General features: G+C 55.4%; 25 protein-coding genes. 2 read left to right on the forward strand and 23 right to left on the reverse strand.

Annotation, left to right across the window (positions count from 1 at the left end; all coding sequences use genetic code 11):
- Positions 1-46: 46 nt before the first annotated feature.
- From RW023_RS02520 to RW023_RS02540, 5 genes are read right to left on the reverse strand one after another with little or no spacing between them, the layout of a single operon-like run.
- Positions 47-979, reverse strand: coding sequence for a PfkB family carbohydrate kinase (locus tag RW023_RS02520; RefSeq protein WP_315579740.1), 933 nt, complete (start codon positions 977-979; stop codon positions 47-49).
- A 54-nt stretch (positions 980-1,033) separates the two neighbouring features.
- The gene (locus RW023_RS02525) at positions 1,034-2,725 is read right to left on the reverse strand and encodes a ribonuclease J (RefSeq protein ID WP_315579741.1); all 1,692 of its coding nucleotides are present in this window, start codon (positions 2,723-2,725) and stop codon (positions 1,034-1,036) included.
- A gap of 47 nt (positions 2,726-2,772) precedes the next feature.
- The gene (locus tag RW023_RS02530; protein WP_315579742.1) at positions 2,773-3,324 is read right to left on the reverse strand and encodes a GNAT family N-acetyltransferase; all 552 of its coding nucleotides are present in this window, start codon (positions 3,322-3,324) and stop codon (positions 2,773-2,775) included.
- Positions 3,321-4,652, reverse strand: a complete 1,332-nt coding sequence (locus RW023_RS02535) for a pitrilysin family protein (RefSeq protein ID WP_315579743.1) — start codon at positions 4,650-4,652, stop codon at positions 3,321-3,323. Before RW023_RS02535 ends, RW023_RS02530 begins: the two co-directional genes overlap by 4 nt.
- Complete coding sequence (locus RW023_RS02540) at positions 4,652-5,296, reverse strand: hypothetical protein (RefSeq protein WP_315579744.1); 645 nt, start codon at positions 5,294-5,296, stop codon at positions 4,652-4,654. The genes RW023_RS02535 and RW023_RS02540 overlap by 1 nt, the downstream gene beginning before the upstream one ends.
- A 168-nt stretch (positions 5,297-5,464) precedes the next feature.
- On the opposite strand from RW023_RS02540, the gene RW023_RS02545 reads away from it, so the two are divergent.
- On the forward strand, positions 5,465-6,184 hold the full coding sequence (locus RW023_RS02545) for a LacI family DNA-binding transcriptional regulator (RefSeq protein WP_315579745.1): 720 nt from the start codon (positions 5,465-5,467) through the stop codon (positions 6,182-6,184).
- A 39-nt stretch (positions 6,185-6,223) separates the two neighbouring features.
- Here RW023_RS02545 and RW023_RS02550 read toward each other — a convergent pair whose 3' ends face one another.
- The 4 genes from RW023_RS02550 to RW023_RS02565 are packed head-to-tail and all read right to left on the reverse strand — an operon-like array spanning position 6,224 to position 9,496.
- Positions 6,224-6,520: a 4Fe-4S dicluster domain-containing protein gene (locus tag RW023_RS02550; RefSeq protein ID WP_314501086.1), complete on the reverse strand. Its 297-nt coding sequence runs from the start codon at positions 6,518-6,520 to the stop codon at positions 6,224-6,226.
- 13 nt (positions 6,521-6,533) lie between these two features.
- Complete coding sequence (locus tag RW023_RS02555; RefSeq protein WP_315579746.1) at positions 6,534-7,838, reverse strand: FAD-dependent oxidoreductase; 1,305 nt, start codon at positions 7,836-7,838, stop codon at positions 6,534-6,536.
- Between the two features lie 8 nt (positions 7,839-7,846).
- Positions 7,847-8,719 (reverse strand): electron transfer flavoprotein subunit alpha/FixB family protein, encoded by an 873-nt coding sequence (locus tag RW023_RS02560; protein WP_315579747.1) that lies wholly within the window; start codon positions 8,717-8,719, stop codon positions 7,847-7,849.
- A gap of 15 nt (positions 8,720-8,734) precedes the next feature.
- Positions 8,735-9,496, reverse strand: a complete 762-nt coding sequence (locus tag RW023_RS02565; protein ID WP_315579748.1) for an electron transfer flavoprotein beta subunit/FixA family protein — start codon at positions 9,494-9,496, stop codon at positions 8,735-8,737.
- Between the two features lie 146 nt (positions 9,497-9,642).
- Between RW023_RS02565 and RW023_RS02570 the strand changes: the two genes are divergently transcribed.
- The gene (locus RW023_RS02570) at positions 9,643-10,275 is read left to right on the forward strand and encodes a TetR/AcrR family transcriptional regulator (protein WP_072457755.1); all 633 of its coding nucleotides are present in this window, start codon (positions 9,643-9,645) and stop codon (positions 10,273-10,275) included.
- Here RW023_RS02570 and RW023_RS02575 read toward each other — a convergent pair.
- The 14 genes from RW023_RS02575 to RW023_RS02640 form a co-directional block, all read right to left on the reverse strand.
- On the reverse strand, positions 10,236-10,913 hold the full coding sequence (locus RW023_RS02575) for an MBL fold metallo-hydrolase (RefSeq protein ID WP_315579749.1): 678 nt from the start codon (positions 10,911-10,913) through the stop codon (positions 10,236-10,238). The genes RW023_RS02570 and RW023_RS02575 overlap by 40 nt on opposite strands.
- A gap of 3 nt (positions 10,914-10,916) precedes the next feature.
- Positions 10,917-12,305 carry an MFS transporter gene (locus tag RW023_RS02580; protein WP_315579750.1) on the reverse strand — a complete coding sequence of 463 codons (1,389 nt, stop codon included), beginning with the start codon at positions 12,303-12,305 and terminating at the stop codon, positions 10,917-10,919.
- 19 nt (positions 12,306-12,324) lie between these two features.
- A complete protein-coding gene (locus tag RW023_RS02585; protein WP_315579751.1) occupies positions 12,325-13,200 on the reverse strand; it encodes a MaoC/PaaZ C-terminal domain-containing protein in 876 nt (291 codons plus the stop codon).
- A gap of 11 nt (positions 13,201-13,211) precedes the next feature.
- Entirely contained in the window at positions 13,212-14,768 is a 1,557-nt protein-coding gene (locus tag RW023_RS02590; protein WP_315579752.1) for an AMP-binding protein, read from the reverse strand.
- 3 nt (positions 14,769-14,771) lie between these two features.
- Positions 14,772-15,992 (reverse strand): L-carnitine CoA-transferase, encoded by a 1,221-nt coding sequence (gene caiB, locus RW023_RS02595; protein WP_315579753.1) that lies wholly within the window; start codon positions 15,990-15,992, stop codon positions 14,772-14,774.
- Positions 15,993-16,011: 19 nt separating this feature from the next.
- The gene (gene caiA / locus RW023_RS02600; protein WP_009407921.1) at positions 16,012-17,145 is read right to left on the reverse strand and encodes a crotonobetainyl-CoA dehydrogenase; all 1,134 of its coding nucleotides are present in this window, start codon (positions 17,143-17,145) and stop codon (positions 16,012-16,014) included.
- Positions 17,146-17,186: 41 nt separating this feature from the next.
- Complete coding sequence (aes, locus tag RW023_RS02605) at positions 17,187-18,167, reverse strand: acetyl esterase (RefSeq protein ID WP_315579754.1); 981 nt, start codon at positions 18,165-18,167, stop codon at positions 17,187-17,189.
- A 28-nt stretch (positions 18,168-18,195) separates the two neighbouring features.
- Complete coding sequence (locus RW023_RS02610; protein ID WP_315579755.1) at positions 18,196-19,506, reverse strand: MFS transporter; 1,311 nt, start codon at positions 19,504-19,506, stop codon at positions 18,196-18,198.
- A gap of 430 nt (positions 19,507-19,936) precedes the next feature.
- Positions 19,937-22,294, reverse strand: a complete 2,358-nt coding sequence (locus RW023_RS02615; RefSeq protein ID WP_315579756.1) for a polyribonucleotide nucleotidyltransferase — start codon at positions 22,292-22,294, stop codon at positions 19,937-19,939.
- 241 nt (positions 22,295-22,535) lie between these two features.
- On the reverse strand, positions 22,536-22,805 hold the full coding sequence (gene rpsO, locus RW023_RS02620; RefSeq protein WP_009407917.1) for a 30S ribosomal protein S15: 270 nt from the start codon (positions 22,803-22,805) through the stop codon (positions 22,536-22,538).
- 160 nt (positions 22,806-22,965) lie between these two features.
- Complete coding sequence (locus RW023_RS02625; RefSeq protein WP_315579757.1) at positions 22,966-23,955, reverse strand: bifunctional riboflavin kinase/FAD synthetase; 990 nt, start codon at positions 23,953-23,955, stop codon at positions 22,966-22,968.
- Positions 23,956-23,967: 12 nt separating this feature from the next.
- Positions 23,968-24,966: a tRNA pseudouridine(55) synthase TruB gene (gene truB / locus RW023_RS02630; RefSeq protein ID WP_315579758.1), complete on the reverse strand. Its 999-nt coding sequence runs from the start codon at positions 24,964-24,966 to the stop codon at positions 23,968-23,970.
- Complete coding sequence (gene rbfA / locus RW023_RS02635) at positions 24,966-25,409, reverse strand: 30S ribosome-binding factor RbfA (RefSeq protein WP_009407914.1); 444 nt, start codon at positions 25,407-25,409, stop codon at positions 24,966-24,968. The genes truB and rbfA overlap by 1 nt, the downstream gene beginning before the upstream one ends.
- Positions 25,410-25,427: 18 nt before the next feature.
- Positions 25,428-26,066 (reverse strand): malonic semialdehyde reductase, encoded by a 639-nt coding sequence (locus tag RW023_RS02640; RefSeq protein ID WP_399499265.1) that lies wholly within the window; start codon positions 26,064-26,066, stop codon positions 25,428-25,430.
- Positions 26,067-26,307: the final 241 nt, after the last annotated feature.

Here is a 26,307-nt window from a genome sequence, read left to right on the forward strand (position 1 = left end):
CCTTCGAAAAGGCTTAGGCACGCCGCGAAAGCGCCTTCCGATTACGTCACACACGCCCGTTCTTCATAACTTCTCGGATCTGCTCCCAGCTTGGAACAGGAAGAGCCGACTCGTGAGAAATCGCGATCGCAGCAGCCGCATTCGCCATTCGGGCTGCTTCAACAAAATCATGTCCCAGAAGAAGTGCCGCACACATAGTGGCGATGTGGGTATCCCCCACCCCGGCGGTATCAACCGTCGTGGATTCATACGCCGGGATCGAAATTCTGGGTTCGTCAGCATGAAGCTGGAGTTCACAGCCCACAACGCCCAGACGACGAACGAAGACCGCGTCCGGACGCATGACTCCGCGAACTCCAGTCCCGTGCTCATAGGGAGCAAGAATGTCAGACAGGGTCGCGGCCTCGCGAATATTCATTGAAACAACGTCCGCGCGCCCCAGTAAACGTGGCCACACGGACACCGGGACCTGAGCGACGGCAGGGGAAACGGAAACAACTAGGGTGACGCCTTCAGGAAGATTCTCGGCCCATCCAGTGAGGATTTCTGCACTTGCGGGATTCGCTAGATCCGAGCCCGATACATGAACCAGATCCCCTTCGTGGATCTCCAAGGCATCCAAGGATTCACGCGAAGGTTCTGATTCCACCCCCGTAGTGACGATCGAGGTCATCGAACCATCGGCTTCGACCAGCTGAATCGCAACACCAATGTCACCGACAAGTTCGGGAAGAAGAACCTTCACGCGCGCTTCATGGAGGAGTTGACGAACCATATACGAATTAGGACCGGTCCCCAGAGGCGAAGCGGTCGCGGTATAGACACCGAGCTTTGACACAGCAGACAAAGCCGTGAAACCACCCGCTGGAAGCGAGGTTGCTGCAGCTGCGTGTACGGAGCCTCCCCGTTCTGGCAGCTGATAAATACGCATGGGAAGAGAGAGCACAATCGAATAGGTCGAGATAAAACGCCCGGTCATGCTTCTACCGTACCTTATGCTCGTGTCTCTATCGGCGTACTCAAGTCCCGTCCGCTACTGCAGGACGACAACCGGAACAATCATGGGGCGGCGACGCAAATGACGACCAACCCAGCGACCAATAACGCGACGCATCGCCTGCTGAAGGACGTGTGCATCAACATTTCCGCCGGAAGCGGCCTCTTCGAGGGCTGCGGTGACGTCGGGAAGAATCTCGTCAAAAACTGAGGAATCTTCGGCCATCCCAATTGCGCGAATTGTCGGTGGTGCAAGAACCATCCCCGACTCACCCTCAACAACCGCGTAAACGCTGACAAAGCCTTCAGATCCGAGGGTGCGTCGAGTAGCCAATTCATCTTCGGAGATCTCTCCGATAGAGGAACCGTCAACGTAAATGTACTCACAGGGAACCGCACCGACGACTCTGGCATGTCCGTCTTCGAGATCAACGACAACGCCATCTTCAGCAAGAACAACGTCTTCCGGTTTGACGCCGGTGAGTACCGCCAATTGCCCATTGGCAACCAAGTGGCGAATCTCCCCGTGGATCGGCATGACGTTCTTCGGCTGAACAATGTTGTAGCAGTAGATCAGTTCTCCCGAGGCCGCGTGGCCGGAAACGTGAACCTTAGCATTCGCTTGGTGAACAACCTTCGCACCCAAACGCGTGAGGTCGTTAATGACGCGGTACACCGAGTTCTCATTACCCGGAATCAAGGAAGACGCGAAAATCACCGTATCGCCGGGTTCGATACTGACAAAGCGATGCGATCCCTGCGAAATTCGAGAAAGGGCGGCCATTGGCTCTCCTTGAGACCCAGTTGCCATGTATACCCTCTGATTGGGAGGAAGCAGGGAAATCTCATTGGAATCGACAATGAGCCCCTCAGGAATTGTGAGGTAACCCTTTTCCTGAGCGATACGCATATTCCGTTCCATAGAACGGCCAACCAAGGCAACACTGCGGCCATGATGCGCAGCCGCATTGATGACCTGCTGGACGCGGTGAACATGCGAAGCAAAAGAAGCGACAATGATCTGACCTGTAGCCTCGGCAAAAACTTGATCCAAGACCGGGCCAATTTCGCGTTCTGGAGTAACAAAGCCGGGCACTTCCGCATTCGTTGAGTCCACCATGAACAAGTCCACGCCTTCTTCACCAAAACGCGCGAAGGAGCGAAGGTCTGTCAAGCGGTGGTCGAGAGGCAGCTGGTCCATCTTGAAGTCGCCAGTGATCAGAACTTTACCTGCGGGGGTGCGAACGAAAACAGCAAGTGCGTCTGGAATCGAGTGGGTAACCGCAACGAACTCGCAATCGAAGGGACCAATTGCTTGGCGGCCCCCTTCTTCGACAACGTGAAGGTTTTCGGCAGAAAGCCGGTGCTCACGGAGCTTAGGCTCAACAAAAGCTAAAGTCAGATCCGAACCATAAATCGGAATATCTTCGCGGAGTTTGAGCAGATATGGGACCGCGCCGATGTGGTCTTCATGCCCATGAGTCAAAACCATGCCGACGATGTCGTCAAGACGATCTTCAATCCACGAAAAATCAGGCAGAATCAGGTCGACTCCAGGCTGAGACTCTTCAGGGAAAAGAACGCCGCAGTCGACAACCAGGAGTTTGTCACCAAATTCCAAAACATTCATATTGCGGCCGACCTCACCCAGGCCACCCAGCGGGACAATCCTGAGATTCCCCTTCTTCAGAGGCGCAGGTTCAGGCAGGTTGTCGTAAAGAGGCATCATGCAATAAGTGTGCCACGTCTAGCCTTGAGAGGCCTGATGTGACCGCCTTAAGAACGCAATGCCCACCACAGGTGTTCATCCCGAGCCGCAGGGATTTCCGAGTCGAAAACAAAGTGACGACGCATCCCCGCGGGAGAAAACCCGCATCCCTGGATGAAGCGAATAGTCAGCGTATCTTCTGGCGCGACCCACAACCGCATTGACTCCGGGTGGAGGGTATCCACAAGAGCTGCTAGCAGACGCGATGCATGTCCAATACGCCTAAAACTACGGTGCACGTAGAGGCTGCTGATTTCTTGCCCCTCTGGGATGACGCGTCCTGACGGCTGCTCAAGTTCCAGAGCGGGCGCATGCGAGTATGCGATGAAACCAACGGGAGTCTGTTCTTCAAGGGCAACCAAGGTCTGCCCCTGCGTTGGCCTGTTTCCAGCAAGAGTTTCTTCCCACATCTGACGTGTCTGCGTCAGAACCTGTGCACGAAGCGGATGCGCGGCAGGCAGCGCACAGGCATTGAAGACTTCAGTGAAAAATTCTTGGGCCATTGCAGCAATGGCTGCGGCATCACTGGAAGTTGCTGGACGAACGCTTCGTTTAGTCACGCACGATCCTCCGGCACCACTTCAGCAGTAAAGACGCATCGCCTCGCAAGCTCCTGCGCAAGACTACGAACATCTTCAGCTTGGACCGCTTCGATTCGAGCAAGCACAGCATCAACACTGAAGTAACGACCACTCAGCTCAGCGCGTCCCAAGCGGGACATGCGAGAAAGCGTATCTTCCAACCCCAGTGCCATACCGCCGCGCAACTGCCCACGAACGCGAGCAAGCTCGTCTTCGCGCGGGCCAGTTGCGGCCAGTTTTTCAAGCTCCGCCTGCATGAGCTTTTCAACCTCGGAAGCGCGTTCCGGTGCTGTCCCGGCATACATTCCCCAGGCTCCCGTATCCGAATAGGGGGAATCAAAGGCATATGTTGTATAGGCCAAGCCACGCTTCTCGCGGATCTCTTGGAAGAGTCGCGAAGACATTGAGCCGCCCAGAATTGAAAGCAAAACCGACATCACGGGACGTCGATCGTCTCCGGCACGCATCGAGGGGCCACCAACAATGACATGTGATTGTTCAATATGACGGTGGCGCGTTGAACGCACCGGTTCACCAGCTGACGACCACGATCCCTGCGTCGAACGCCTCGGATGCGGAACTCGCTGCTCCTCTAATTCTTTTGCCCACGTTGGATGCAAGGAACGCTGCACTTGCTCGACAAGTTCATCGTGGTTGACGTCCCCTGCTGCGGCAATAATCAGCGAGGAGGGCGCGTAAACCCGGCGATAGTAGTCCCACACATGGTCTCGTTCGACGGCCCGAATCGTTTGGGCGCTTCCGCCAACCGGACGCCCCAAAGAGTTATCGCCAAACACTGCCAATTGGAAAGCCTCGTGGACAACCTCGAGAGGATTGTCTTCTGACATCGCGAGTTCATCGAGGATGACCCCGCGTTCGATCTCAAACTCTTCTGGATCGATAAGGGAGGCAGAAATCATGTCTCCCAATACTTCAACGGCCATTGGCGCGTCTTCGCTCAGTACACGCGCCCAATAGTTTGTGTGTTCTTTTCCAGTTTCCGCATTGGACTCACCGCCAACCGCATCAAATGCTTCGGCGATATCAAAGGCACTTCTCTGCGCGGTTCCTTTGAAGAGGAGGTGTTCAAGGAAGTGGGTCGATCCAGCACTCACCTCATCCTCGTCTCGTGAACCAGCCCCAACCCACCAGCTCAGTGCCAGTGAACGTGTTGCCGGCACCTTTTGAGTAATGATCCGAAGGCCATTAGGCAGAACGCTTCGTTGAACAAGTGCCCCCGAATCCTCCCATTCTTCAACCCCATGCGTTGTTTCCAGTGAAAGCTGGCGGAAACCCTCAGTTGTCATTAATGTGTCTCTTTTTCCGTTGCCGAGGACGCGCTTGCCTGATGTCCTTCTGTGCCCTGAGCGGTGGTAGCTGTCTTGCCTGCAGCGGAGGAAAGCATACCAGCGGAGGCTGGAGTCTTTGCTGAGGCAGAAGTCGCGGCCTCGTGAGAAGAAGTGGAGCTTGCCGAAGAAGAGTCCTTCTGAGTCGACGACGAAGCAGTTGGATGCGTCGCCTGATGCAGAGCGCGTGACTCCTCAGCTGTTCGAGGAATTCCACCGGTCAAGCCAACGATGAGGAGAATAAGGCTGACGATCGCTTGAACTGCGAAGAAACAAGCCATCCAGCGCAGGCCAACTTCCATTCCTTGGAAGGAGGACACCATAGCCGTCAGATAGCTGAACACTCCGGCCACAGCACTGACGAAAAGACTCCAGGAATAGAAAACACGAGCCGAAGTGCGGGTCACCAGTCGCGCGATCGCAGCAACCATACAGGTCGCAAGTGCCGGAGCAGCAACGATGATCAAGGCACTGAGAGAGACCGAGGCAATTCGACCTGGTTCCGAACGATCAAGACTTGAGAATGTGCTGACGATGAGCCACGCCAGAACATCGAGAACCAGAAGCACTGCGCAGACAATTGCGTCTGTCAGACGTCGAAGCATTATTCCTCCTCGCTCCAAGTATTCACAGCTTAATATGTGAACTTTGCACCCGCAGTGTGATTGATCCACAGGATGCACGATACCCGGCGTGTTTCCACAGATTCTGCTCCTGAGATTGGAAAGAAGGGCGGTTGCGGCACAGTAAAGGCGACAGGAGAGGAGGCTTTTATGGCCACGACACCGACGATTTCCGACGTTGCGCGTTTAGCTGGAGTATCTGTCGGAACCGTTTCGCACGTCCTCAGAGGAAAGGTCAGAGTCAGTGAGAACTTAACCCAGCGAGTTCACCAGGCGGCAAGGGCATTGGGATATGCTGTCGACCCTTCTGCTCAAGCACTTCGCTTGGGCTATCAAAACATCGTTGGTGTCGGTCTTTTAGGCCCATGCAAAGAAGTGGAACACGCTGTCTGCTCTTTCCTTCTCCCTTTCGCCCGGGAACTCGGACAAAACGGCATGGAAGCATTGCTCCTCTCCCCCGCTCATGATTCCGTCAAAGACTTGTGCATAGAAGATTTCACAGAGCTTGTCATGCGCGCGAAACGATCACGCCTACATTCGCTCCTCATATGTCTGAGTGCTCAATTTCCCTCGTGCACATTCATCAACGCCGAAGCGCATGAGGCGCAGACGGATACAGATACAGTTACGCATCGATTGTTTCCGATAGGTCAAAGCATCCCAGTACCTCGGACTCTTCCTATATTCGAGGTTCATCTGAATGCTCCTAGTACCCGAAGTCTCCATGGAGAACAGACGGCATCACTTGAATGGCGTCCGATACGCGTAGGCAGTGGTTCTGCAGAGGGCCATTCCTTCAGCAGCGGAAATATCGCCGATTGCATTACGGAAATCATGAATTCAAGAGACGAAACACAAGTGGTGGGTTGAAAGCAAACTCTTTCAACCCACCACATCAAGGAGAAGCTCTTAGCCTTCTCGGAACATGATTCCGAAACCGCTCCTGGGATAGTGCCACTTCAGAACACCTTCAGGGGCCACGGCCAGGCAGGTACCGCACTCTAGGCATGCGGCATATTCCACCCCAACGCTCCCGTCCTCTTCTACCGAGTACACATGTGCCGGGCAGATCCGCTCCAAGAGCTTGCCAGCGCCGGTGGCACGAGCGCGCTCCTGGTCGACCTCGATATGAGATTCTTCCTCGTCAAGGTTGTAAGTGTTACGCGAAAGCCGCGCGGGAACACTCTCAATTTTCAATGTGCTCATTGTTCCTCCTGCCTCACAATGCCTTGATACCGGCCAAGCCGTCACTGATGAGATCACGTAAACGCAGGCCAGAAGCCTTGAACGCATCCATCGCGACCTTCATGATGTGGCGACGCGGGCGAAGATCATGGTTGAAGACTCCGTAGAAAACCTCTGCAGCAAGGCGTCCATAGTCCTTGTACATACGAGGACGCTCAAGGAAAGCGGGGGCCTTAGCGTAGGTCTGCATGTCCTGCCCGACGAAGGAAGATTTCAACTCGCTGAGGTAACGATCCATCGCTGCCTGAGAGAAATCACCAGATTTAAGGGCAGCATGAACCGCCGTTGAAGCCGCGAGCGCAGAACCCGCAGCAAGATCCATCCCTCGAATGGTCAAACCAGTGTTAAGAGTGAATCCAGCTGCATCACCAATAATCACCAAACCTGGACGGGTGAGATCGTGGGTCACCATCTGAGGCCCATCTTCGATGGTCAGGTGGCACCCATACTCAAGCAATTCGCCGTCTTCAAGAAGAGGAGCAATTGCCGGATGAGTGAGCAGGTGATCATGGACATCCGAAGAGGACAAGCCCGATGCTTCCAAATCATCCAGACGCATGACAACACCAATAGAGACGGAATCTTTATTGGTGTACATGAAAGCTCCACCTGCAACGCCCTGCGTCGCATCCCCAACCATGGCGTAGGCTGCACCGCAGTTATCACGCACATTGAAGCGATCTTCAAGGACCTTCTCGGGAAGAGCAATCACCGACTTCACACCCACTGCAAGGTGTTTCTTCGGCTCTTTAGCGCGGATTCCCGCCTGCTGGGCAATGAAAGAGTTCACCCCATCTGCGGCAACCACAACGTGGGAGCGCAGCTCATCTTCTCCGGCACGAACACCAACAACCTGTCCGTTTTCGATGATGAGGGAGTCAACCTTTACACCCGGCATGACGGTGACACCGGCTTCCTCGCACTTCTCGCTCAGCCACAAATCAAGCTTTGCACGCAACACTGTGACTGCGTTGGCGGGCTCAGCAAGACGCTGATCCCAGTAGTCAATGTTGACCGCAGACGTTTCATTAAGCAGGCTGACGATATTACGTGTGATTCGGCGTTCTACAGGAGCTTCATGAATGAAGTCCGGGAAGACCTGTTCCATTACTCGGCAGTAGAAAACACCACCCGAGAGATTCTTGGAACCGGGTTCCATCGCACGCTCAATGAGAAGGACCTCGTGTCCTTGTCCGGCAAGAGTGTAGGCGGCAACACAACCGGCTACACCTCCACCGATGACGATGACCTCAAAATCAACCTCTACTTCTTCAGACATACTCTTCCTCAGGAAAGTGCTGCGGTGATCGCAGGCAGGACATCATAGAGGTCGCCCACAATTCCGTAGTCAGCAACCTCAAAGATCGGCGCATTGGCATCACTATTGACAGCAACGACGACCTTCGAATCGGACATGCCCGAGGTGTGCTGAACCTGGCCGGAAATGCCGGCGGCAAGGTACAGATCCGGAGCAACGTGCATGCCGGAAACACCAACATAGCGATCCTTGGACAGCCATGCGGTTCCTTCAGCCAGAGGACGGGAGCAAGCCAGCTCGGCACCCAGCGCTGCGGCTAGGTCGCGGGCAATCTGCAGATCTTCCTCGGCCTTGAAGCCACGACCGGCTGCGACAATGCGACGTGCGGCAGCAAGGTTGGCGGGGCCCGAGCCGGCGGGCTCCACAGCGCTCACGCTTGCCTCGTAGTGTTCTTCCAAGCCGGCCTCGGGCGCAACTTCTGCACCCTCCACGGGGGCTCCGCCTTCGAGGACGACAACAGCACCACCGGGGAAGGAAATGCTTTCCTGTGTCAGGCCACCAAAACGCGAAAGTTCGGCCTCGCCGGCGGAAACGCGAAGCGCACCGTTGATGAGGGGAAGGCCAAGGCGTGCGGCAACTGCACCGGCAAGGACACGCTCAACGGGACGGTTCGCGGCAAAGATAATATCTGCGCCAGCGCCTTCCAACGCAGCGTTCACTGCGGGGGCAAAAGCCTCAAGAGGCGCGTTGCTTCCACGACCGATGGTCACAACGCGGTCAACACCAGCGATTCCGGTGGCCTCGTCGCCAAGAGCGATGACGGTAACGGGACCGATCGCGCGTGCGGCCTCGACGAGGGATGCAATCTGATTCGATGTCGTGATGATCCATACGTTAGTCATTGTCCAAGTCCTTTCTCAGAGCACACCAGCGCTACGCAGCGCCTCAACCAGCTTCACAGCGGCATCGTCACCACTGAGAATTTCCTTCTTACGTTCCTGAGCAACCGGGCGCAGACGGCCGGTGACCTCAACGGCAATCGGTTCGATGCCCAGATCAGCAAGAGCAACGGTATCCATCGGCTTCTTTCCAGCCTGCAGAACATCCTTCATTCCGGGAACCTTGACGGTCGCAGCATCTGTCGTCACGGCTACGACGACAGGGCCCTCAACCGCAATCGTTCGGGTGCCAGAGGCGGTAGCCTGCGTGATGGTCCACCCATCTGCGTTAGCCTCGACTGCGGAAACCTCCTGGAAGCAGGGCCATCCCAGGTAACCTGCGACCAGAGCAGACATCATCTTGGCGGCTTCATCAATCGAAGAGTCACCGGTCAAGAGGATATTCGCGCCTTCAACCTTGCGAACCAGAGCGGCAAGCGCTCCTCCAACCTCAGTGGCGTTCAGATCACGAACGGCATCATCGGCGACGACCAACGCACGGTCGAATCCGCGCGAAAGAGCAGCCTTTTTTGCCATTGAGGAGGACACCTGTGCGTCTCCTACGGAGATACCAACGAGCTCTTCGCCCGTAGCATCTGCAACAGCGCGCGCCACCTGAATGGCAACAGGGTCGTATTCACTCACCGCGGCCTTCGCACGCGACCAGTCAACGACACCATCAGAACCCACGGTTGTATCCTGCGGGTTCGCAGCGTACTTATACGCGACAACGATACTCATCGTGTCCTTCTCTCTTGAGTGTTGTTTTCGGATAGATACAGGGAAGTCTCCCCCAGTTTTCTCAGCTCCCAAAAAGCGCACGCATTAACTCGCAAGGTGCGAGTAATATGGCGTCTACCAGCAGCTATGAAAGAAAGGTGCAGGTCGTGCCGAATCCTCGACAAGACGCGCCCAAAGTTGGTCGGCCGCGCGACGAAGTGGTCGAAACCAAGATCATCGAAAGCGCCCTGACACTCTACGGAGAGGTCGGCTGGGCCGCTTTTAACCTGACCAAGGTCGCCAGCGCTGCCGGAGTGGGCAAATCCAGCATTTACACACGCTGGGAAACCCGCGATGACCTCCTGAAAGACGCCTTCGCGCGATTGGTTCGTTGCCCTGGCCCACGCGGGAATAGCGCGCGGGAAGTTTTGATGAACGAGGCCGAATTCCGCCTTCGCGAGTACCTTGGCCCGAATCGTCGGGCAGTTCGTCGCCTGTTCGTCGAGGCCGGTGAAACAAACGATCCGACGATCGCGCTGATTCACAACCAGATTTTCATTACCCCCTTGGGTGCGATTCGCACACGCTTGTGGGAGTTCAAGAGCGCGGGGCAGATTAAGGACACCCTGTCGGTTACCCGCCTGCTTGACGCGGTTGAAGGCTCGGTTCTGATGCGAACCTTCTGCCTTCCCGATGACTACATCGACTGCTTCATGCTGAAGGTTCCGCGTTACCTTGAAGCTTTGATTGACGATCAGCTTCATGGCAATCTCAATTCGTCATTACGCGCAGTGTCCTGAGCCACTTCACGCGGAGAAAGAACTCGTGCCCAGTGCATGAGCTGTGCTTTTTCTGCTGCCAAAGTGGTGGCGGGACCGTGCCCGGGAAGCACACGAAGATCCTGAGTAACCTCAGCGAGCTTCGCGCAGGAAGAGGCCATAAGCGCTTGGTCTCCCCCGGGGAAATCAGTCCGTCCAATCGTTCCAGCAAATAGCATGTCGCCACTGAACAGGATCGAATTGGCACGGTCTATCAAACAGATATGTCCCTGAGTGTGTCCCGGGGTATCGATCACCTCAAGGCGGTCGCTCCCCCACTCAATGGCATCGCCTTCCTTCAAAGGCCGATCGACGTGATCCACAACGTAGTCGATGCCTTCGGCATCAAATCCAGACAGATGCAAGTCGCGCGTTCCGGCAACATCTGCAGCCCCACAGGCAACCCAGCAGCCGTGTTGAGCGACAAGTTCATTGACTGCCCCGATGTGGTCGCAATGACAGTGGGTGAGCACGATACCGACGACGTCTAAGTCCTGTGTCCATTGCTGGAGGAAGCTCGCTTGGTCGCCCGGGTCGACAATAATCGTCCCGCCTTCATTCGTTAGCGTATAGCAATTCGTGCGGTACGCGCTCACAACCACTGAATCAATGCGATACATCGTTTAGCGCCCCTTGAAGTCCGCTGATCCTGTAACGTCCAAGCTCAGTCCCTTGGTTTCGGGGGCCCAGGCGAAGGAAACACCGAATCCAAGAGCTGAAATGAGTGCACCGGCAAGCATGGTCGCAGAGATCCCATATTCGGCGATAAATGCCGGAAGGACGAACATTGAGTAGACGGTGCCGATTCGGCTCAGGGCCATAGCAACACCCATTGCCGAGGCGCGAATGGAGGTTGGGAAGAGCTCGTTGGGATAGAGCCACTCGAGGTTGCCCGGACCGCCAGCAAGAAGTGCGTAGGCGATGAAGCAGATGGAAATCAGAACGATCCCCCCCTGCGGGAAGAAACCAATCAGCCCAAGCGCAATCGTCATGCCGAAGAAACACCAGATGATGAGCGGACGACGCCCCACGCGTTCAGCCAAGTACATTGCGGGGAATGTACCGAGCATGAAGAAGGTGCCGATAACAAGTTCGCCAATCAGCGCATTGCGTCCTTCTCCGAGGCCAATGGAACCAACGATTGTCGGGCCATAGGTGTAGAGAGCAAACATCGGAATTGCCTGGCAGAGCCAAATCACACCAACGAAGATGACGCGACGCAGATAAACACCGCTGAAGATCTTCTTAAACTCAGTTTTTTCAGCAATCTCTTGCGCAGGGAGGCGGACATTTTCACCGAAGAGTTTCATGACAACGCGATCGGCCTCTTCTTGACGACCCTTCGATGCCAACCACCTAGGAGATTCGGGGATATCCCAACGTCCGATAAGGATGAGTACTGCCGGAATCGCAGACGACGCCAGCATCCACCGCCAGCCGTGAGGAGTCTCGTAAAGAGCGTAGCCAACAAGAGCCGCGACATTGGCACCGAGATACCATGCAGCAGCGATCATGCCCATCGACATTGCGCGATGTTTGCGGGGTGAAAACTCCGCGATCATCGATGTGGCAATCGGATAATCGGCGCCGATTGCCACACCGATGAGGAAGCGCAAAGCCACTAATTGCAGAGGAGACGTAACAACGGCACAAAGTAGTGACAAAACGACAATGACAATCAGGTCGAGAACGAACATCTTGTGACGACCAATGAGGTCCGTCAGCCATCCTCCGACCGCGGCTCCCAAGAAAAGCCCGACCAACGCGGCAATTCCCAGCAAGCCCGACATGGAATTACTGATCTCGATATCGGTGCCCAGGCGTGAAAGCGCCACGCCAATAATTCCTAGAACATAGCCTTCAAGGAACGGACCACCACTGGAAAATGCGATGATGCGCCACAGCACACCCGACATATCCAGATCTTCGAGATCTGTTACTTCCTTTTTCACTGCGTATATCTCCTCTAACACCTCAATAGCAGAGCCGCGGATCATCGTGTGATCACGCATCTATGCTTTCAAGGTTACTTCAGCGGTATTCGATAATCCCCCAGTTCAGGTGAGGCTTCGCACCGGTCACATCGGCATCCTCGTCTACCAGTTGGAAACGAAGCTCGCCTTCTGCGACCTTCCACAGTTTCGTCTTCAGAGTGCTACCAGGAAGAACTGGCGAAGTAATGCGGGTCTTGAAACGGGTGATGCGCTCGGGTTCTCCGGGAACAAAAGCGTTGATTGCATGACGCATAACAACGCCCGCATAAGAGATTGCGTGAAGAATGGGACGAGGCTCACCGTTGTCAGCTGCATAATCCCAGTCGATATGCTGCGGGTGGTAGTCTCCCGACAGACGGTAGATCAAGGCCTGGTTCTCAGGAATACGCTCAACGACCTCGACATCAGCCTCACGCTCTGGCATCTCAACGATGTCCTTGGGAGGCTTGGGGCCACCCCAACCGCCGTCGTAAATCAGGCAGTCCCACGATTCGTTCGTGAAAAGCAGATTGCCGTCCGAATCGTAGGTGTCACCAATATGCTGAGCGAGCAAGCCACGGCCCTCACCACGGTCATAGAGGCCTTCAAGACGAACCATGGTTTCCAAGTGATCGCTCATCTTGGTGATCGGCTGATGGAAGCGGATATCGAAGCCCCAGTGCAGGGAGCCCGCATAGTTGTAGCCATAGTCAATAGTGCGAGTGACCTCGGAATCCACGATGAGCATCGCACCAAACATGGGCAGAACCTTGAGCTGAGGATTACGTTCATCGTGCTCGTTGAGGTATTCGAGGCCATCCTTGCCATCGATACCTGCACCGCAGCCAAGAGCAAACAGCTCAAGATCACGGAAAGTGTAGTCACGGACGAAAGGACCAAAGGTCTGTCCGACCATATCCGTATTGATTGCCATGCCTGTTCCTTTCACAGGGTTTTGAGTAATTCTTTGTTGACTTTGCCGTACTCACCGCGAGGCAGCTCATCAATGATTCGTACCTCGTTGGGCACTTTGAAGGAGGACAGTCGTTGGCGGCAAAACTCCAACACACTGTCAGGGCTCAGGTCCTTACCCGGGTAAAGGGTAAGGAAGGCATGAATATCTTGCCCGCGAATGGGGTTGCGAACTCCGATGACCGCCGCGTCGCTCACTTCGGGGATTTGGCGTAGAAGGTTTTCGATTTCACCCGAGGCCACCGACTCACCGTTGCGCTTGATGAGGTCGTGCCGCCGATCGACGAAGAAAAGCCATCCATCAGGGTCAACGTATCCCCAGTCACCGGTGTGATACCACCCATCGATGATTGCCTCTTGAGTTGCATCTGGACGCTTCCAGTATCCCTGCATGAGCGAGATTCCCATCTCGCCGCGAATGCAGATTTCGCCCTTGCGTCCCTGCGGTACTTCTGCTCCAGATTCATCGCAAATCTTGAGTTCGTAGCCCGGTCCAACCTGTCCCACAGAAGGCCACCGCCGCTCCCCCACGGGCGGATCGGTGACAACTCCAACCAAGGTCTCAGTCGACCCATAGTTATTGAGTAGTGGAACAGCAAAACGCCTTTCAAAGCGTTCTTTATCTTCATCGGACACGATCAGGAAATAGTGCATCTGACGTACGCAGTGGTTCTGCTCTTCTGGATCCACGGGTTGAGCGAGCAAGGTCATGACAATCAGTGCCATCCCCTGGACCAAAGTCGCTTGGGTCTGACACACCGATTTCCAGAAACGACGCGCGCTGTAACGACTGAGAAGAATCAGAGTCGCTCCGGCGGTAATGACTGGAATGAAGGCTGAGAGCTGGAAGTTCACGTGACTGGCAACCATGGATGTCGCATAGCGATCATCACTGGTCATCGCCAGTTCCCAGTTGACATATTTTCCTGAAAATACGGCATTGGCATGCGTGATCATGACACCTTTAGGAGACGAAGTCGTCCCAGAGGTGAACATAATTTCCAAAAGACTCAGCGCTTCAAGCTGCGGATCGTAATCCAGTTGAGGCGAGCAAGTCCGACTGAGAGCAGGTAGAGAGTCCTCCTCCTCACCTGCATCACTTCCCACCAAGAGCACCTGAACTCCCGAGGCCAGCACGGCCTCGTCAAGGGTGAGCGAACACCTTCGGGTACAAATCACCGCGCGAGCGCCACTGGCATCAATCAGCCCCGCAAGTTCAAACGATGTTCCCTTCGTGTCTAGGGGAACGATGACCGCACCGATCTTCGCGATCGCCAAGAAGCATTCGATGAACTCGATGCTATTGGGCAGGTAGAGTGCAATGCGGTCACCGCTGCGAAAGCCCAGCTTGAGAAGGGCATTCGCATATCGATTCACTTGTTCATCTGTCTGACGGTAGGAGCGTTCCACGCGCACACCAGCGCACACATCCTCAAAAATGAGGAAGCTGCGTTCTGGTGCTGCGTTAACCGCGTCCTCCCAGATGTCGCGCAGATTAGTGCGCGAGTGAATCTCATCCCGAATGCTCACGAATCAGTCCTCTTCGGCAAACTTGATGGAACCGGAGGCCTTGAAACGCTCGATATCCTCATCCGAGAAACCACTGCGGTGGAGGACATCTCGAGTGTCTTCACCCAATGCGGGCATCGGACGCCAGAAGCCACCTGGGCGATGCGCAAAACGAGGAACCGTATTGAGGCCCTTGATCGTCTCCCCTTCGCGGTTCTCCCACTCCATGAAGTTTCCGCGCAGTTTAGTGTGTTCTTCGGCCAAGAGGTCACCGAAATCCAAGCACTTCTGAGCCGCGATCTTGTGGGCAACAAAATCTGCCTCGACATCGTCAACATTCTGAGTGAGCAGGTACTCTTCCAGTTTCTGTTCGATCAACGAGGCCTTGGGGCCGTCAAGCCATAGCGCTGAGGTGTCCTCGGGGTATTCTTCTGTTCCCCACAGATCCCCCAGACCAATGACCTCGAGCAGGTACTTGTTCTGAGGAACACCGTAGCAGCACAGGCCCAGGATTCCGTCCTTGGTCTTGTACTGGCCGATCGCACACAGGTTCTGATGGCGTGCGCCCGCACGCGGGTAGAGCACTCCCTTATTCAGATAGTCGATCATGTAGTAGGCGCCGACGCGCAGCATCGTTTCATACATTGCGAGGTCGATCGACTCACCTTCTCCGGTGCTCTGAGCACGGAAGACCGCAGCCAAGGCAGAAGAGATCACCATGAGCGCGTTGAAGTAGTCGCCAGTGTAGGGAGCTGCCGTCATTGCTTCTTCAGGGGTACCGTTCTGGTACACGTAACCCGAATAATCCTGGACGGTCAGATCATATGCCGCAGAGTGAACACGCTTGGGGTCACCAACATGACCGAAACCGGAAACGTGCACAATGACCAGGCGAGGGTTGACCTCCCACAGGAAGTCATCGGTGATTCCCTTTCGTGCCCATACCGGGCCCTTCGAGGACTCGATGAAGATATCCGCGTCCTTAACAAGTGCACGGATAATCTCTTTTCCTTCATCCGTGAAAGGATTCATCGAGATGGAGCGCTGATTGCGTCGTTCCATTTCCTTGACGAACTCGGTATCACGCACAGAGTCACCACTGTAGGTGTTCTCAATCCAGGTGATATCGGCACCCCACTCCGACATGATTTCGCATGCAGTAGGAACGGCAATCTCCACTGCCGAGTAAACGACCTTCAGGCCGTCGAGGTTGCCGTAGGACGGCTTATCAACAGGTAATGACATCAGATACACCTCCCGCCGATCAGCGGTATTCCTTCAGAGCTGCACGGCCTGCGGTGAGGATCATCATTTCGTCAGTACCACCGCTGACGCGGTCAACGCGCAGGTCGCGGAACATACGCTGGACGCGGTGTTCGCCGGTAATACCCACGCCTGCAAGAACCTGCAGAGCATTGTCGACGACTTCAAATGCTGCATGTGCGCAGTAGTACTTCGCCATCGAGCAGTCACCACGGCCAAGCAGACCGTTATCGTGCTTCCAGGCGATTTCGTAGAGCATATTGCGCATATTGGTCAGCGCTACCTTCATGTCCGCAAACTTGAGCTGGATGAGCTGGTGGCGGGCAATTGCCTGTCCGCCCTGGACACGTTGGTTGGCATAGCGCGCAGCGTCTTCGAAGGCGCAGTAAGCCTGGCCGTAGTTGGTCAGAGCAACAAGGAAACGCTCAAGATCGAAGTCGGCAACTCCGCGACGGAATCCATTTCCTTCGGTTCCGAAGAGGTCTTCTTCGCGAAGCTCGACGTTATCGAAGTAGATATCGCAGCAAGAATCCATACGCAGTCCCAGCTTGTGCAGGGGTTCCTTGGTAATGCCCGGCAGGGACATATCGACAAACCACTCGGTGTAGGTGTCCATGTTGTCGCTATCGCGAGCCATAACAACCAGGTAGGGCACGTACTTGGAGGAAGTAATAAAGGTCTTGTGACCGTTCAGGTAGACCTTGCCATCCTTACGGGTGTAGGTCGTGCGCATATCATCCCAGGAGGATCCTGCACTCGGCTCGGTCATTGCATAGTTGAGCATCTGCTTACCGGTGCCCACAAAGGAAAGGATCTTTTCCTTCTGTTCCTCGGTGCCCTCACGCAGAACGGTATCCCAGCAGGGAAGCTGGTAGAGAACGTAGGTGGGGCCACCGGCGCGACCAAGGGCCTCGTAAGCGGCGGTCAGCGTCACCCAATCGGCACCCAGACCGCCATTCTCCTCGGGAAGGAGGATCTGGTCAAAGCCAAGCTCGCAAATTGCCGAAACCCATTCCTGGGGGTATTCGGAGCGTTCATCGCATTCCTGGAAGTACTTCTCCCAGTTACGCGACTCCATCAATTCGGTGAATCCATCGACCATCAATTGCTGGTCTTCGCTCAGTGAAAAGTCCATTTTTATTTCCTATCGTCGGTGATGTGAAATGTGTGAGTCTCTTAGATTTTGTGGTTATGGAAGAAGTCAGCTGCCCGCCGCATCGCATCCATCGTGTCATCCAGCATCCGAGAGTGATGAAGGAATGCGTGGATAACCTTCGGATAGACAACGAATTCGTTATCCACTCCCGCAATATCAAGCAGCTCATGAAGCGCCTGGGAATCATCTTTTAGAGGATCCAAGCCTGCGGCCACGATGAAGCAGGGAGGGACGTCCGAAGACAGATCGTTATCCAAAATATTCACGTAGGGTTCGCGAATCTTTTCAAGATCTCCAAGGTAGGCCTTGAGATAGTACTCGTAATCGGCTTCGGTGAGACCATCCCAAGGACCGCCCAGCAGTCGCATCGATCGAGAGTCACGCAACCCGTATGCTCCGTAAAAGAGCAGCATGCTCCGCGCGTTCACAGCTTTGTCGTGATCACGAAGGTAGAGCAGCGCACCGAATGCCATATTTGCACCCGCACTGTCCCCCGAGAAGGAGACATCCTGAGGATCGATTCCCCACTCCTGAGCGTGCTGCACGATGTAGTCGGTGACGTCGGAAATTTCTTCGATCGGCTGCGGGTATTGCGCTTCCGGAGAGAGCGTATAGCCCACCGAAACGACGATGGCCCCCGTGAGCGAGGCAATCGTGCGCGTGATGCGATCGTGGGTATCGACATCGCCGACCAACCAGCCGCCACCGTGAATATAAACAATCAGGGGACGAGCAGATTCGTTGTTATCTTCTTCCGAGGCCTGGGGGACGTAGCGGCGCACCGGGATACTCCCGTGGCGCGTCGGGACCATTCGGTCTTCCGCGCTTTCCACATGCGGACCGCCCTCGTTCCAGAAACGGCGTTCACTGCGATAGGCCTGTCGCATCTCTTCAATGCTCTGATCGGTCGAGTACGCGTCTTTTGCTAGCTCGTTCTGCTTTGCAACGACGGCGCCCATCTGCTCGCTCCACATGCTGGGAACATCAAGCTTGTGTGCCACTACGTCCTCCTTCCTCAATACGTGGTTTTCAGGCCTCGACGTTCTTCTTCGCACGAATACGAATCACAACAACCAGCGCGATCGCACAAACCGCCGCCAGCAGGGCTGCACCGCTAAGGATCATGAAGATCTGATGGAACGCCGATTCTTGTGCGTCACCAGCGGCGTCGCGAATTGAGCCAAACCAGGTGTAGGAGAAGGTATCGGGAAGGAAGCCGATGACCGAGAGCAGGCCCGAGGCCGTACCAAAGACCGCGGGAGCGACTTTGCCTTCAGTGAGCTGCGAGGAAACAATACCGAAGACACCATTGGCAATAAACGCCAAGAGAATTACCAATCCAGCGGTGAGGATAGCGTTCGCGCCCGAGGGCAGGACGGCAAATCCAGCGAAAAGCACTGCAACCAACAGTGAAGCAGCTGCAATAACACGCGACGGTGAACCAACCTTCTCAGCAACCCATCCAAAGAAAGGAGCCGAGATCAACGAGATACCGTAGGTACGAACGGTTGCGACCATGGTGACCACTGCGGGAGCAAGCATCATGACCTTGTTCATGTAGCCGGTGGTTTGGTTTACACCGGTGTAGAAGAAGTAGACGAAGAACAAGGTGGCAGCTGCCAGCCAGACGACAGGGTTCGCCAAAACCTGTCCGATTTGCTTCACCGAGAAACCGCCTTCGGCGGATCCGATTTCACCTTCGAACTTCGGGATGAAGAAGAATGAGAGGACGGCGAGAACCATGATCAGGCCACCCAGGATGAAGAGCAGGGTACGCATGGGGATGATGTCACCACGCGATGCGAGGTGGGCAACCAGCCACGAGTTGAAGAAGCCCAGGATCAGACCCGCAAGGCCATAGAAGGCATAAGAAAGACCGATGTTGCGCGCGTAGCCATCTTCATCAGAGATCAGTCGCACAAGCTTGTAACGGATACCCCACCAAATGAGGATGGTTGTGACGCCCATCGCGACAAAAAGGAAGCGAATGGTGGTCAGTGAGGGGAACATTGCGTACCAGAAGGTGAGCAGTGCAGTCAGACCGAAACCGACCCACGAAAGTGTACGAACGCGAACAATATCGGCCACAATACCGGAGGGGAGATAGCACACAAGCGCGGTCATTGCGTATGCGCTCAGAAGTGTGCCCAGCGTGGTGGCAACGTTTTCGGGCGTAGCACCACCCGAGGCGATGAGGGCCTTACCCAGCGGTTCTTCGAAGACGTACTGAAGATAGGCGGGAGTGTAAATGATCGAGCTACCGATCGAGACCAAGATCAGAAGGAAGATGCGGTGACCCGCGCTCAGGTCGCTCGCTTTCCTCTCTGCAGAACCCAACATGTGAAAGACCTTTCGATCACTGAAGAATAGAGTTCATCGGACTAGGGTGAGAACGCGCATATCCTGGACCACATTCGTCCATAATTGCGGCTTGTTCGTGCAGCATCCCGCCACTGGGGGCGGTGAATTTCTGCAGACATACATCAGTGCCAAAACACGATATGTCGCAGGCAATAATCGCTGCCACGTCCTCAACGCTATCAATGGCCTGACACGAAAACGAGGGGTCTTTAGGCCCAAAGAATAAAATTTTTTCCGACGGTATTCGTCGATAATTACTGCTTTTTCAGATAACTGGGATGACACCTTGAAAGCGAAGAACATGCTGTTGAAAAGGCATAAATATGCCGTGTGGGGTGAAGGAATTCCTTCGCCCCACACGGCATAAAAGTTGTGAGTACGCGTTGTCTAACGCGCTCTCAGCGCGAGGTCACTCTTCGTCGGAGCCCTCAGATGCCTGGGCCTCGTCATCATCGCGACGACGGCGTGTGCGCGTACGGGGACGACGCTCACGGCGTTCACGACGCTCGGGGCGCTCTGAACGCTCACGGCGACGAGGCTGTTCATCGCTGGCCTCGAGCTCGCCAGTTTCTCCATCAACGACGGCGTAAAGGCTGAGCTTGCCGCGGTCACCGATCTCGTGGATCTCAACCTCGACCTGCTGACCAACCTGAAGGACATCATCGACAGAGTCAATGCGCTTACCGCCGACCAGACGACGGACCTGCGAGATGTGCAGCAGGCCGTCCTTACCGGGGGTCAGGGAGACAAAAGCACCGAAGGAGGTCGTCTTCACGACGGTTCCCACGAAGCGCTCCCCTACCTCGGGCATCTGCGGGTTGGCAATCTGGTTGACCATCGCGCGTGCGGCTTCTGCAGCCTCACCGGTCGATGCGCCGATGTAGACAGTTCCGTCGTCCTCAATGGTAAGTTCCGCGCCGGTGTCTTCCTGGATCTGGTTGATCATCTTGCCCTTGGGGCCAATGACTTCACCGATCTTGTCGACGGGGACCTGGACCGTGATGATGCGAGGAGCGTAGGGGCTCATCTCATCGGGGGCGTCGATTGCCTGCTCCATCAGATCAAGGATCTGCAGGCGTGCGTCGCGGGCCTGTGCCAACGCGCCACGCAGCACCTGGGAGTCGATGCCATCGAGCTTGGTGTCAAGCTGCAGGGCGGTGATGAACTCACGGGTACCTGCGACCTTGAAGTCCATATCGCCGAAGCCGTCTTCAGCACCGAGGATATCGGTCAGGGTCACGGCCTTCTGCTTGCCATCAACTTCACCGGTCATGAGGCCCATTGCGATGCCTGCGACGGGGGCGCGCAGCGGCACGCCAGCCTGGAGCAGCGACAGTGTCGATGCACACACGGAACCCATCGAAGAGGAGCCGTTGGAGCCCATGGTCTCGGAGACCTGGCGGATTGCGTAGGGGAACTCTTCGCGCGAAGGAATCACGGGCTTGAGAGCGCGCTCTGCAAGGTCGCCGTGGCCAATTTCGCGGCGCTTGGGTGAACCCACGCGACCGGTTTCGCCGGTCGAGTAAGGCGGGAAGTTGTACTGGTGCATGTAGCGCTTCGCCGTGATGGGCGAAAGATTATCCAGCTGCTGCTCCATACGGAGCATAGCCAGGGTCGTCACGCCCAGAATCTGGGTTTCACCACGCTGGAAGAGGGCCGAACCGTGGACGCGAGGAAGAACCTCGACCTCGGCGCTCAAGGAGCGGATGGTGCGCAGCGAACGGCCGTCCATACGGATTTCTTCGCGCAGGGTACGGTTACGAATGGTCTGCTTCTCCAGAGAACGGAATGCAGCCTTGAGTTCCTTTTCACCCTCAGGGAACTGCTCGGACAGTGCTTCGAGCATATCGGCCTTGACCTGGTCGACTGCCTCTTCGCGGGCGAGCTTGCCTTCAGTGAGAAGCGCCTTGGCGAGTTTATCGCCAACCCACTGCTCAACTGCTGCGTACTGCTCATCCGTGTAGTCGAGGAAGATCGGGAATTCAGCGGTTTCCTTGGAGGCAACCTCTGCGACCTTCATCTGAGCTTCGCACAGTGCACGAATGAAGGGCTTTGCGGCCTCGAGGCCGTCAGCCACAACATCTTCAGTCGGGGCAACTGCGCCTGCCTGAATGAGATCCCATTCGTTTTCGCCACCGCCGGCCTCAACCATCATGATGGCGACATCTTCAGAACCGTCTTCGGTGGTGACAATACGACCGGCGACAACGATATTGAAGACGGAGCGCTCCATCTCTGACCAGCGCGGGAATGCCACCCACTGGCCGTCAATGAGGGCCAGACGGGTACCAGCGATGGGGCCAGAGAAGGGAAGACCAGCGATCTGGGTCGACATCGAGGCAGCATTGATTGCCAGGACGTCATATGCATCGTTGGGGTGAGCAGCCAGAACGGTTGCGACAACCTGAACCTCGTTGCGCAGGCCCTTCTTGAAGCCGGGGCGCAGCGGGCGGTCGATCAGACGTGCTGCCAGGATTGCTTCGGTTCCGGGACGGCCTTCACGACGGAAGAACGATCCGGGGATACGGCCGGCCGCGTAGGAACGTTCTTCAACGTCAACGGTCAGCGGGAAAAAGTCAAACTGATCCTTGGGCTGCTTGCCCGCGGTGGTCGCGGACAGAACCGCGGTTTCATCATCGAGGTAGGCCATGGCCGCACCTGCGGCCTGCTTGGCGAGGCGGCCCGTTTCAAAACGCACAACGCGCTTACCGAAACGGCCATTGTCGATGATCGCCTCTGCTGAGACGATATCTTCGCCTTCCATCATATGTGTGTTCTCCTTGAACTGATCTATTTCACACTACTTCGGCGTTCGTATCGGCCTTCGATCGAAGTCCACGGCTTTTGTCCGGCTCTTCCCACATCCGTAGGCGCCAGAGAAGCCGTAAACCACTGTCGAAAACCGCGCACGATTACGCCCTATCCAAAGTATTGAGTTATCGCGTATGCACTTCGCCCACACGTAGTGATCCGGCTCGATTCCAACATGGAATCGAGCCGGACTAAAATCAGCGGCGCAGGCCCAGTCGTTCGATCAGCGAGCGGTAACGCTCAATGTCGATCTCGGCGAGGTAGCCAAGAAGGCGACGACGACGACCAACCAGCAGCAGCAGACCACGACGAGAGTGGTGATCATGCTTGTGAGTCTTGAAGTGCTCGGTCAGGTCCTTGATTCGCTGGGTCAGCAGCGCAATCTGAACCTCGGGGGAGCCGGTGTCACCTTCGTGGGTGGCGTACTCGGCGATGATCTGATCCTTGACGTCCTTGCTCAGTGGCACAGGCTTCTCCTTATAACTCGTTGCACGGAGCCACAGGGCGTTCCCTGTGCATACAATCCGTGGCCGACATGACGGCTTAGGCTAGTTTAGCATCCCATCTTCAGGCTTTAGTCGTGATCTGCAGCACGAGCGTCAACCTGAAGGATGAAGTACCAGGCTCTTAACGTGCAGTTACAGCCTTTGGATCCACTCGGGTGGACACTCCAACACCAAGAACGTAGGCGCTAATTCTTAGATCCTCATCCATTTGAGACAGCAATGCATCCAAGGATTCAAAGGATTCCATGGGGCGAATACGGCTCACAAACATAATGGAGACATTTTCACCGTAGAGGTTCAAGTCACTGCGCCCCAAGACGTGAGCTTCAACGGTTCGCACTTCACCGTCAAACTGAGGGTTCGTTCCCACCGAAATGGCTGCAGGCAGGAATTCAGCTGCCCCACTATCACCGATATGGCGCACGAGCCAACCGGCATAAACTCCATCTCCGGGAACAACACCTTCGATGTCATTACAGAGGTTTGCGGTGGGGAATCCCAACTCGCGCCCACGCTTATAGCCATGCTCAACCGTCCCGCGAATTCGGTGAAGATGTCCCAATACGCGAGCGGCCCCTGAAACATCGCCCTCTTCTAGAAGCTGGCGCACCCATGACGATGACCAGCGCCGTCCTTCAGGAGCAGTGACATCGTCCACCGAGGTGACGGTAAAGCCGAATTCTTCTCCAAGCGCCGAGAGGGTCTCTAGATCACCTGAATTATTACGACCAAATCGGAAGTCCTTGCCGACAACGACTTCAGCAGCTCCCAGCGCATCAACCACATATTTTTCAACGAATTCACGGGGAGTCAAAGTGTAAACAGATTCGTCGTAGTGAATGACGAAAGTTGCATTCAAGCCGGCAGCAGCCATGGCGTCCAAGCGGTCACGCAGAGGCGAGATCAGCTTGAGAGGACTATCCGGATTGTGCACCTGACGTGGATGGGGATCGAATGTACAAGCAATAGCCTGAACCTTCATTGCGCGCGCGTCGGTGACAGCAGCAGAAATCACCTTGCGATGTCCTTCGTGCATCCCATCAAAGTTGCCGATCGTGACAACTGAACTCAATCCCTGAGGAATCTCGTCTAAGGAACGCCAAATCTCCACTGTGGTTACTTTCTAGAAAACAAGAACTGTTGCGAAACGATTGTCAATAATCTTAAGAAGTCCGAGCACTTCACCATCACCCCGACAGGCAGCAATTGGCCCCTGCTCACCAGGCTGAGTTCCCGGGAAATACTCCTCAACGAAACGAACGACTTCGCTGACCTTACGGCGCGGAGCTTGCCCGTGTGAAAAGGCACCGGCCTCGGCCTCGGAAAGAAGAAGGCAAGGGAACATTTCCCGTGCGGCTTCACTCAGGGAGGTCAGCGGAAGAGGAGCCTCTCCCCCACTTAGCGCCGCGGCCTCGTCCAAGGACTGCAAGGTATGGGCAGAGTCAATTGAGAACTCACCAACTCGAGTGCGACGTAAAGAAATCAAATGAGCGCCGCAGCCCAGCGCATTTCCAAGATCACGCGCAAGGGCACGAATATAGGTCCCCGCCGAGCACTCAACGACCACATTGAGGTCAACGCAATTGACCTCAGTGCTCTTGCCCTCCAAAGCGTATTCCGCCCGGTGAGAGCGAGGCTCACCTTGTGCTTCCAGTAGGGAAATTTCTACTTCTCGAGGCTCAAGTTTGACGTCCTCACCCGCACGGACCCTCGCATAGGCACGTTTTCCGTTGACCTTGATAGCGCTCACTGCAGAGGGGACCTGAGAAATAGTTCCGCGGAAACGAGAAAGTAGCGCTTCAATTTCCTCATTGCCGAGGCCCTCGCACCCTTTGGCCGACGTTACTTCACCTTCCGCATCTTCGGTTGTCGTCTCGACGCCGAAACGCACCTGCGCTTCATATCGTTTGGAATGATCAGTAATCCACGTGAGCAGTCTTGTTGCTTTGTTGATACCAAGGACAAGCACTCCCGTCGCCATCGGATCCAATGTGCCCGCATGACCAACTCGGTGTGTATGAGCCAAACGACGGGTACGTGAAACGACGTCGTGGCTGGTAATTCCTTGAGGTTTATCAACAATCAGCAGCCCCGAAACAGCATCAGTGGAGGCAGCAGACATTAACGTTCGTCCTGCTCTTCTTCCTCTTCAGGCTTGCGATAGGGATCGGCTTCACCCGCGTACTGCGCACCCTCTGCCTGGCGAGCAACCTCTTCATCATGAGCCCGCGCAGATGCGAGCGCACTTTCCAGGGAAGCAACTGTTTCAGGAAGAGCATCAGGGATGAACTCGATACTTGGGGTAAGGCGGATTCCTAGTGCTTTACCGACCTCACTGCGAATCAAACCCTTCGCAGATTCAAAAGCCCGAGCCGTCGCCGCGCGCTCTTCTTCACCACCAAGGACCGTGTAGAAAATCGAGGCATGTTGAAGGTCGCCAGTCACCCGAACATCGGTAATGGTTACGAAGCCCAGACGCGGATCTTTGATGCGTCGTCCCAGAAGGGAAGCGACAGTTTCTTGGATGCGATCTTGCACTTTACGAACTCGTGCTTCATCAGCCATGGCGTCCTCCTTACAGGATCAGGCATTAACCTGCGGTTCGCGAAACACCTCATCGTACCCCACCCGCGGCCCACGTTCCTGGTAAGCATCAGTACCTGCATAACCCACGTTAATGACCAAAATCGGCTCGATATCCTCACCAGAGAAGAAATAGTCGTGAAGAAGTTGCGCATCATCGGGGTTCATAGGTCCGGTTACCAAGCCCTGTGCTCGAAGAGCCAGAATCAGATAGGCGATTTGGATCGTGGCTGATGTATGGGCCATAAGCGTACGCATCTTGGCATTATTAGTAAGCAGCTCTTCATAGCGTTCACCACGCGGGTGAAGTGAAGGAAGATCATGATGGAAATCCAGCTTTGCACCGCAAACCAGTACTAAAGGCGCACCTTGAGCTTGCTCCCTGTTACCACGGGGAAGAGAAGTCAACAGCTTCTCCTTTGCTTCGCCGCCGCGAACGATTGCAACGCGAAGTGGCTGGCCGTTCACTCCGGTCGGAGCCCACTTGGCCAAATCGTAGGCGGCATGAAGCTGTTGGTCGGTGACCGGCTCATCAGTAAAGGTGTATGCAGTATGAGCGTCACTGAAAAGTTCAGCAAGAACTTCCCTTGCGTTCATCTCATCCAAATTACGACACGAAAAATCCGAAACTTCAGTCATACCCCGACTCTAACGCTGCAGCGGACACACTGCTGAAGAAGAAAAACAAAGCTGCAGAACAGACGGGGCTCTCGTGTGCGCTGTACTCGCCCGTTAGTTGCTTACGTGTGTTTGTGTGCGCGTGGTTGTGTGTGGGTGGGTGTAGGTGTAAGAGAGAGGGGGGTTGGAACAGTGTTCCAAACCCCCCTCTTGAAGAGTGTTGTGGCGGTGTCCTACTCTCCCACACCCTCCCAGGTGCAGT

The organism is uncultured Actinomyces sp. (assembly GCF_963542285.1).
Lineage (GTDB): Bacteria > Actinomycetota > Actinomycetes > Actinomycetales > Actinomycetaceae > Pauljensenia.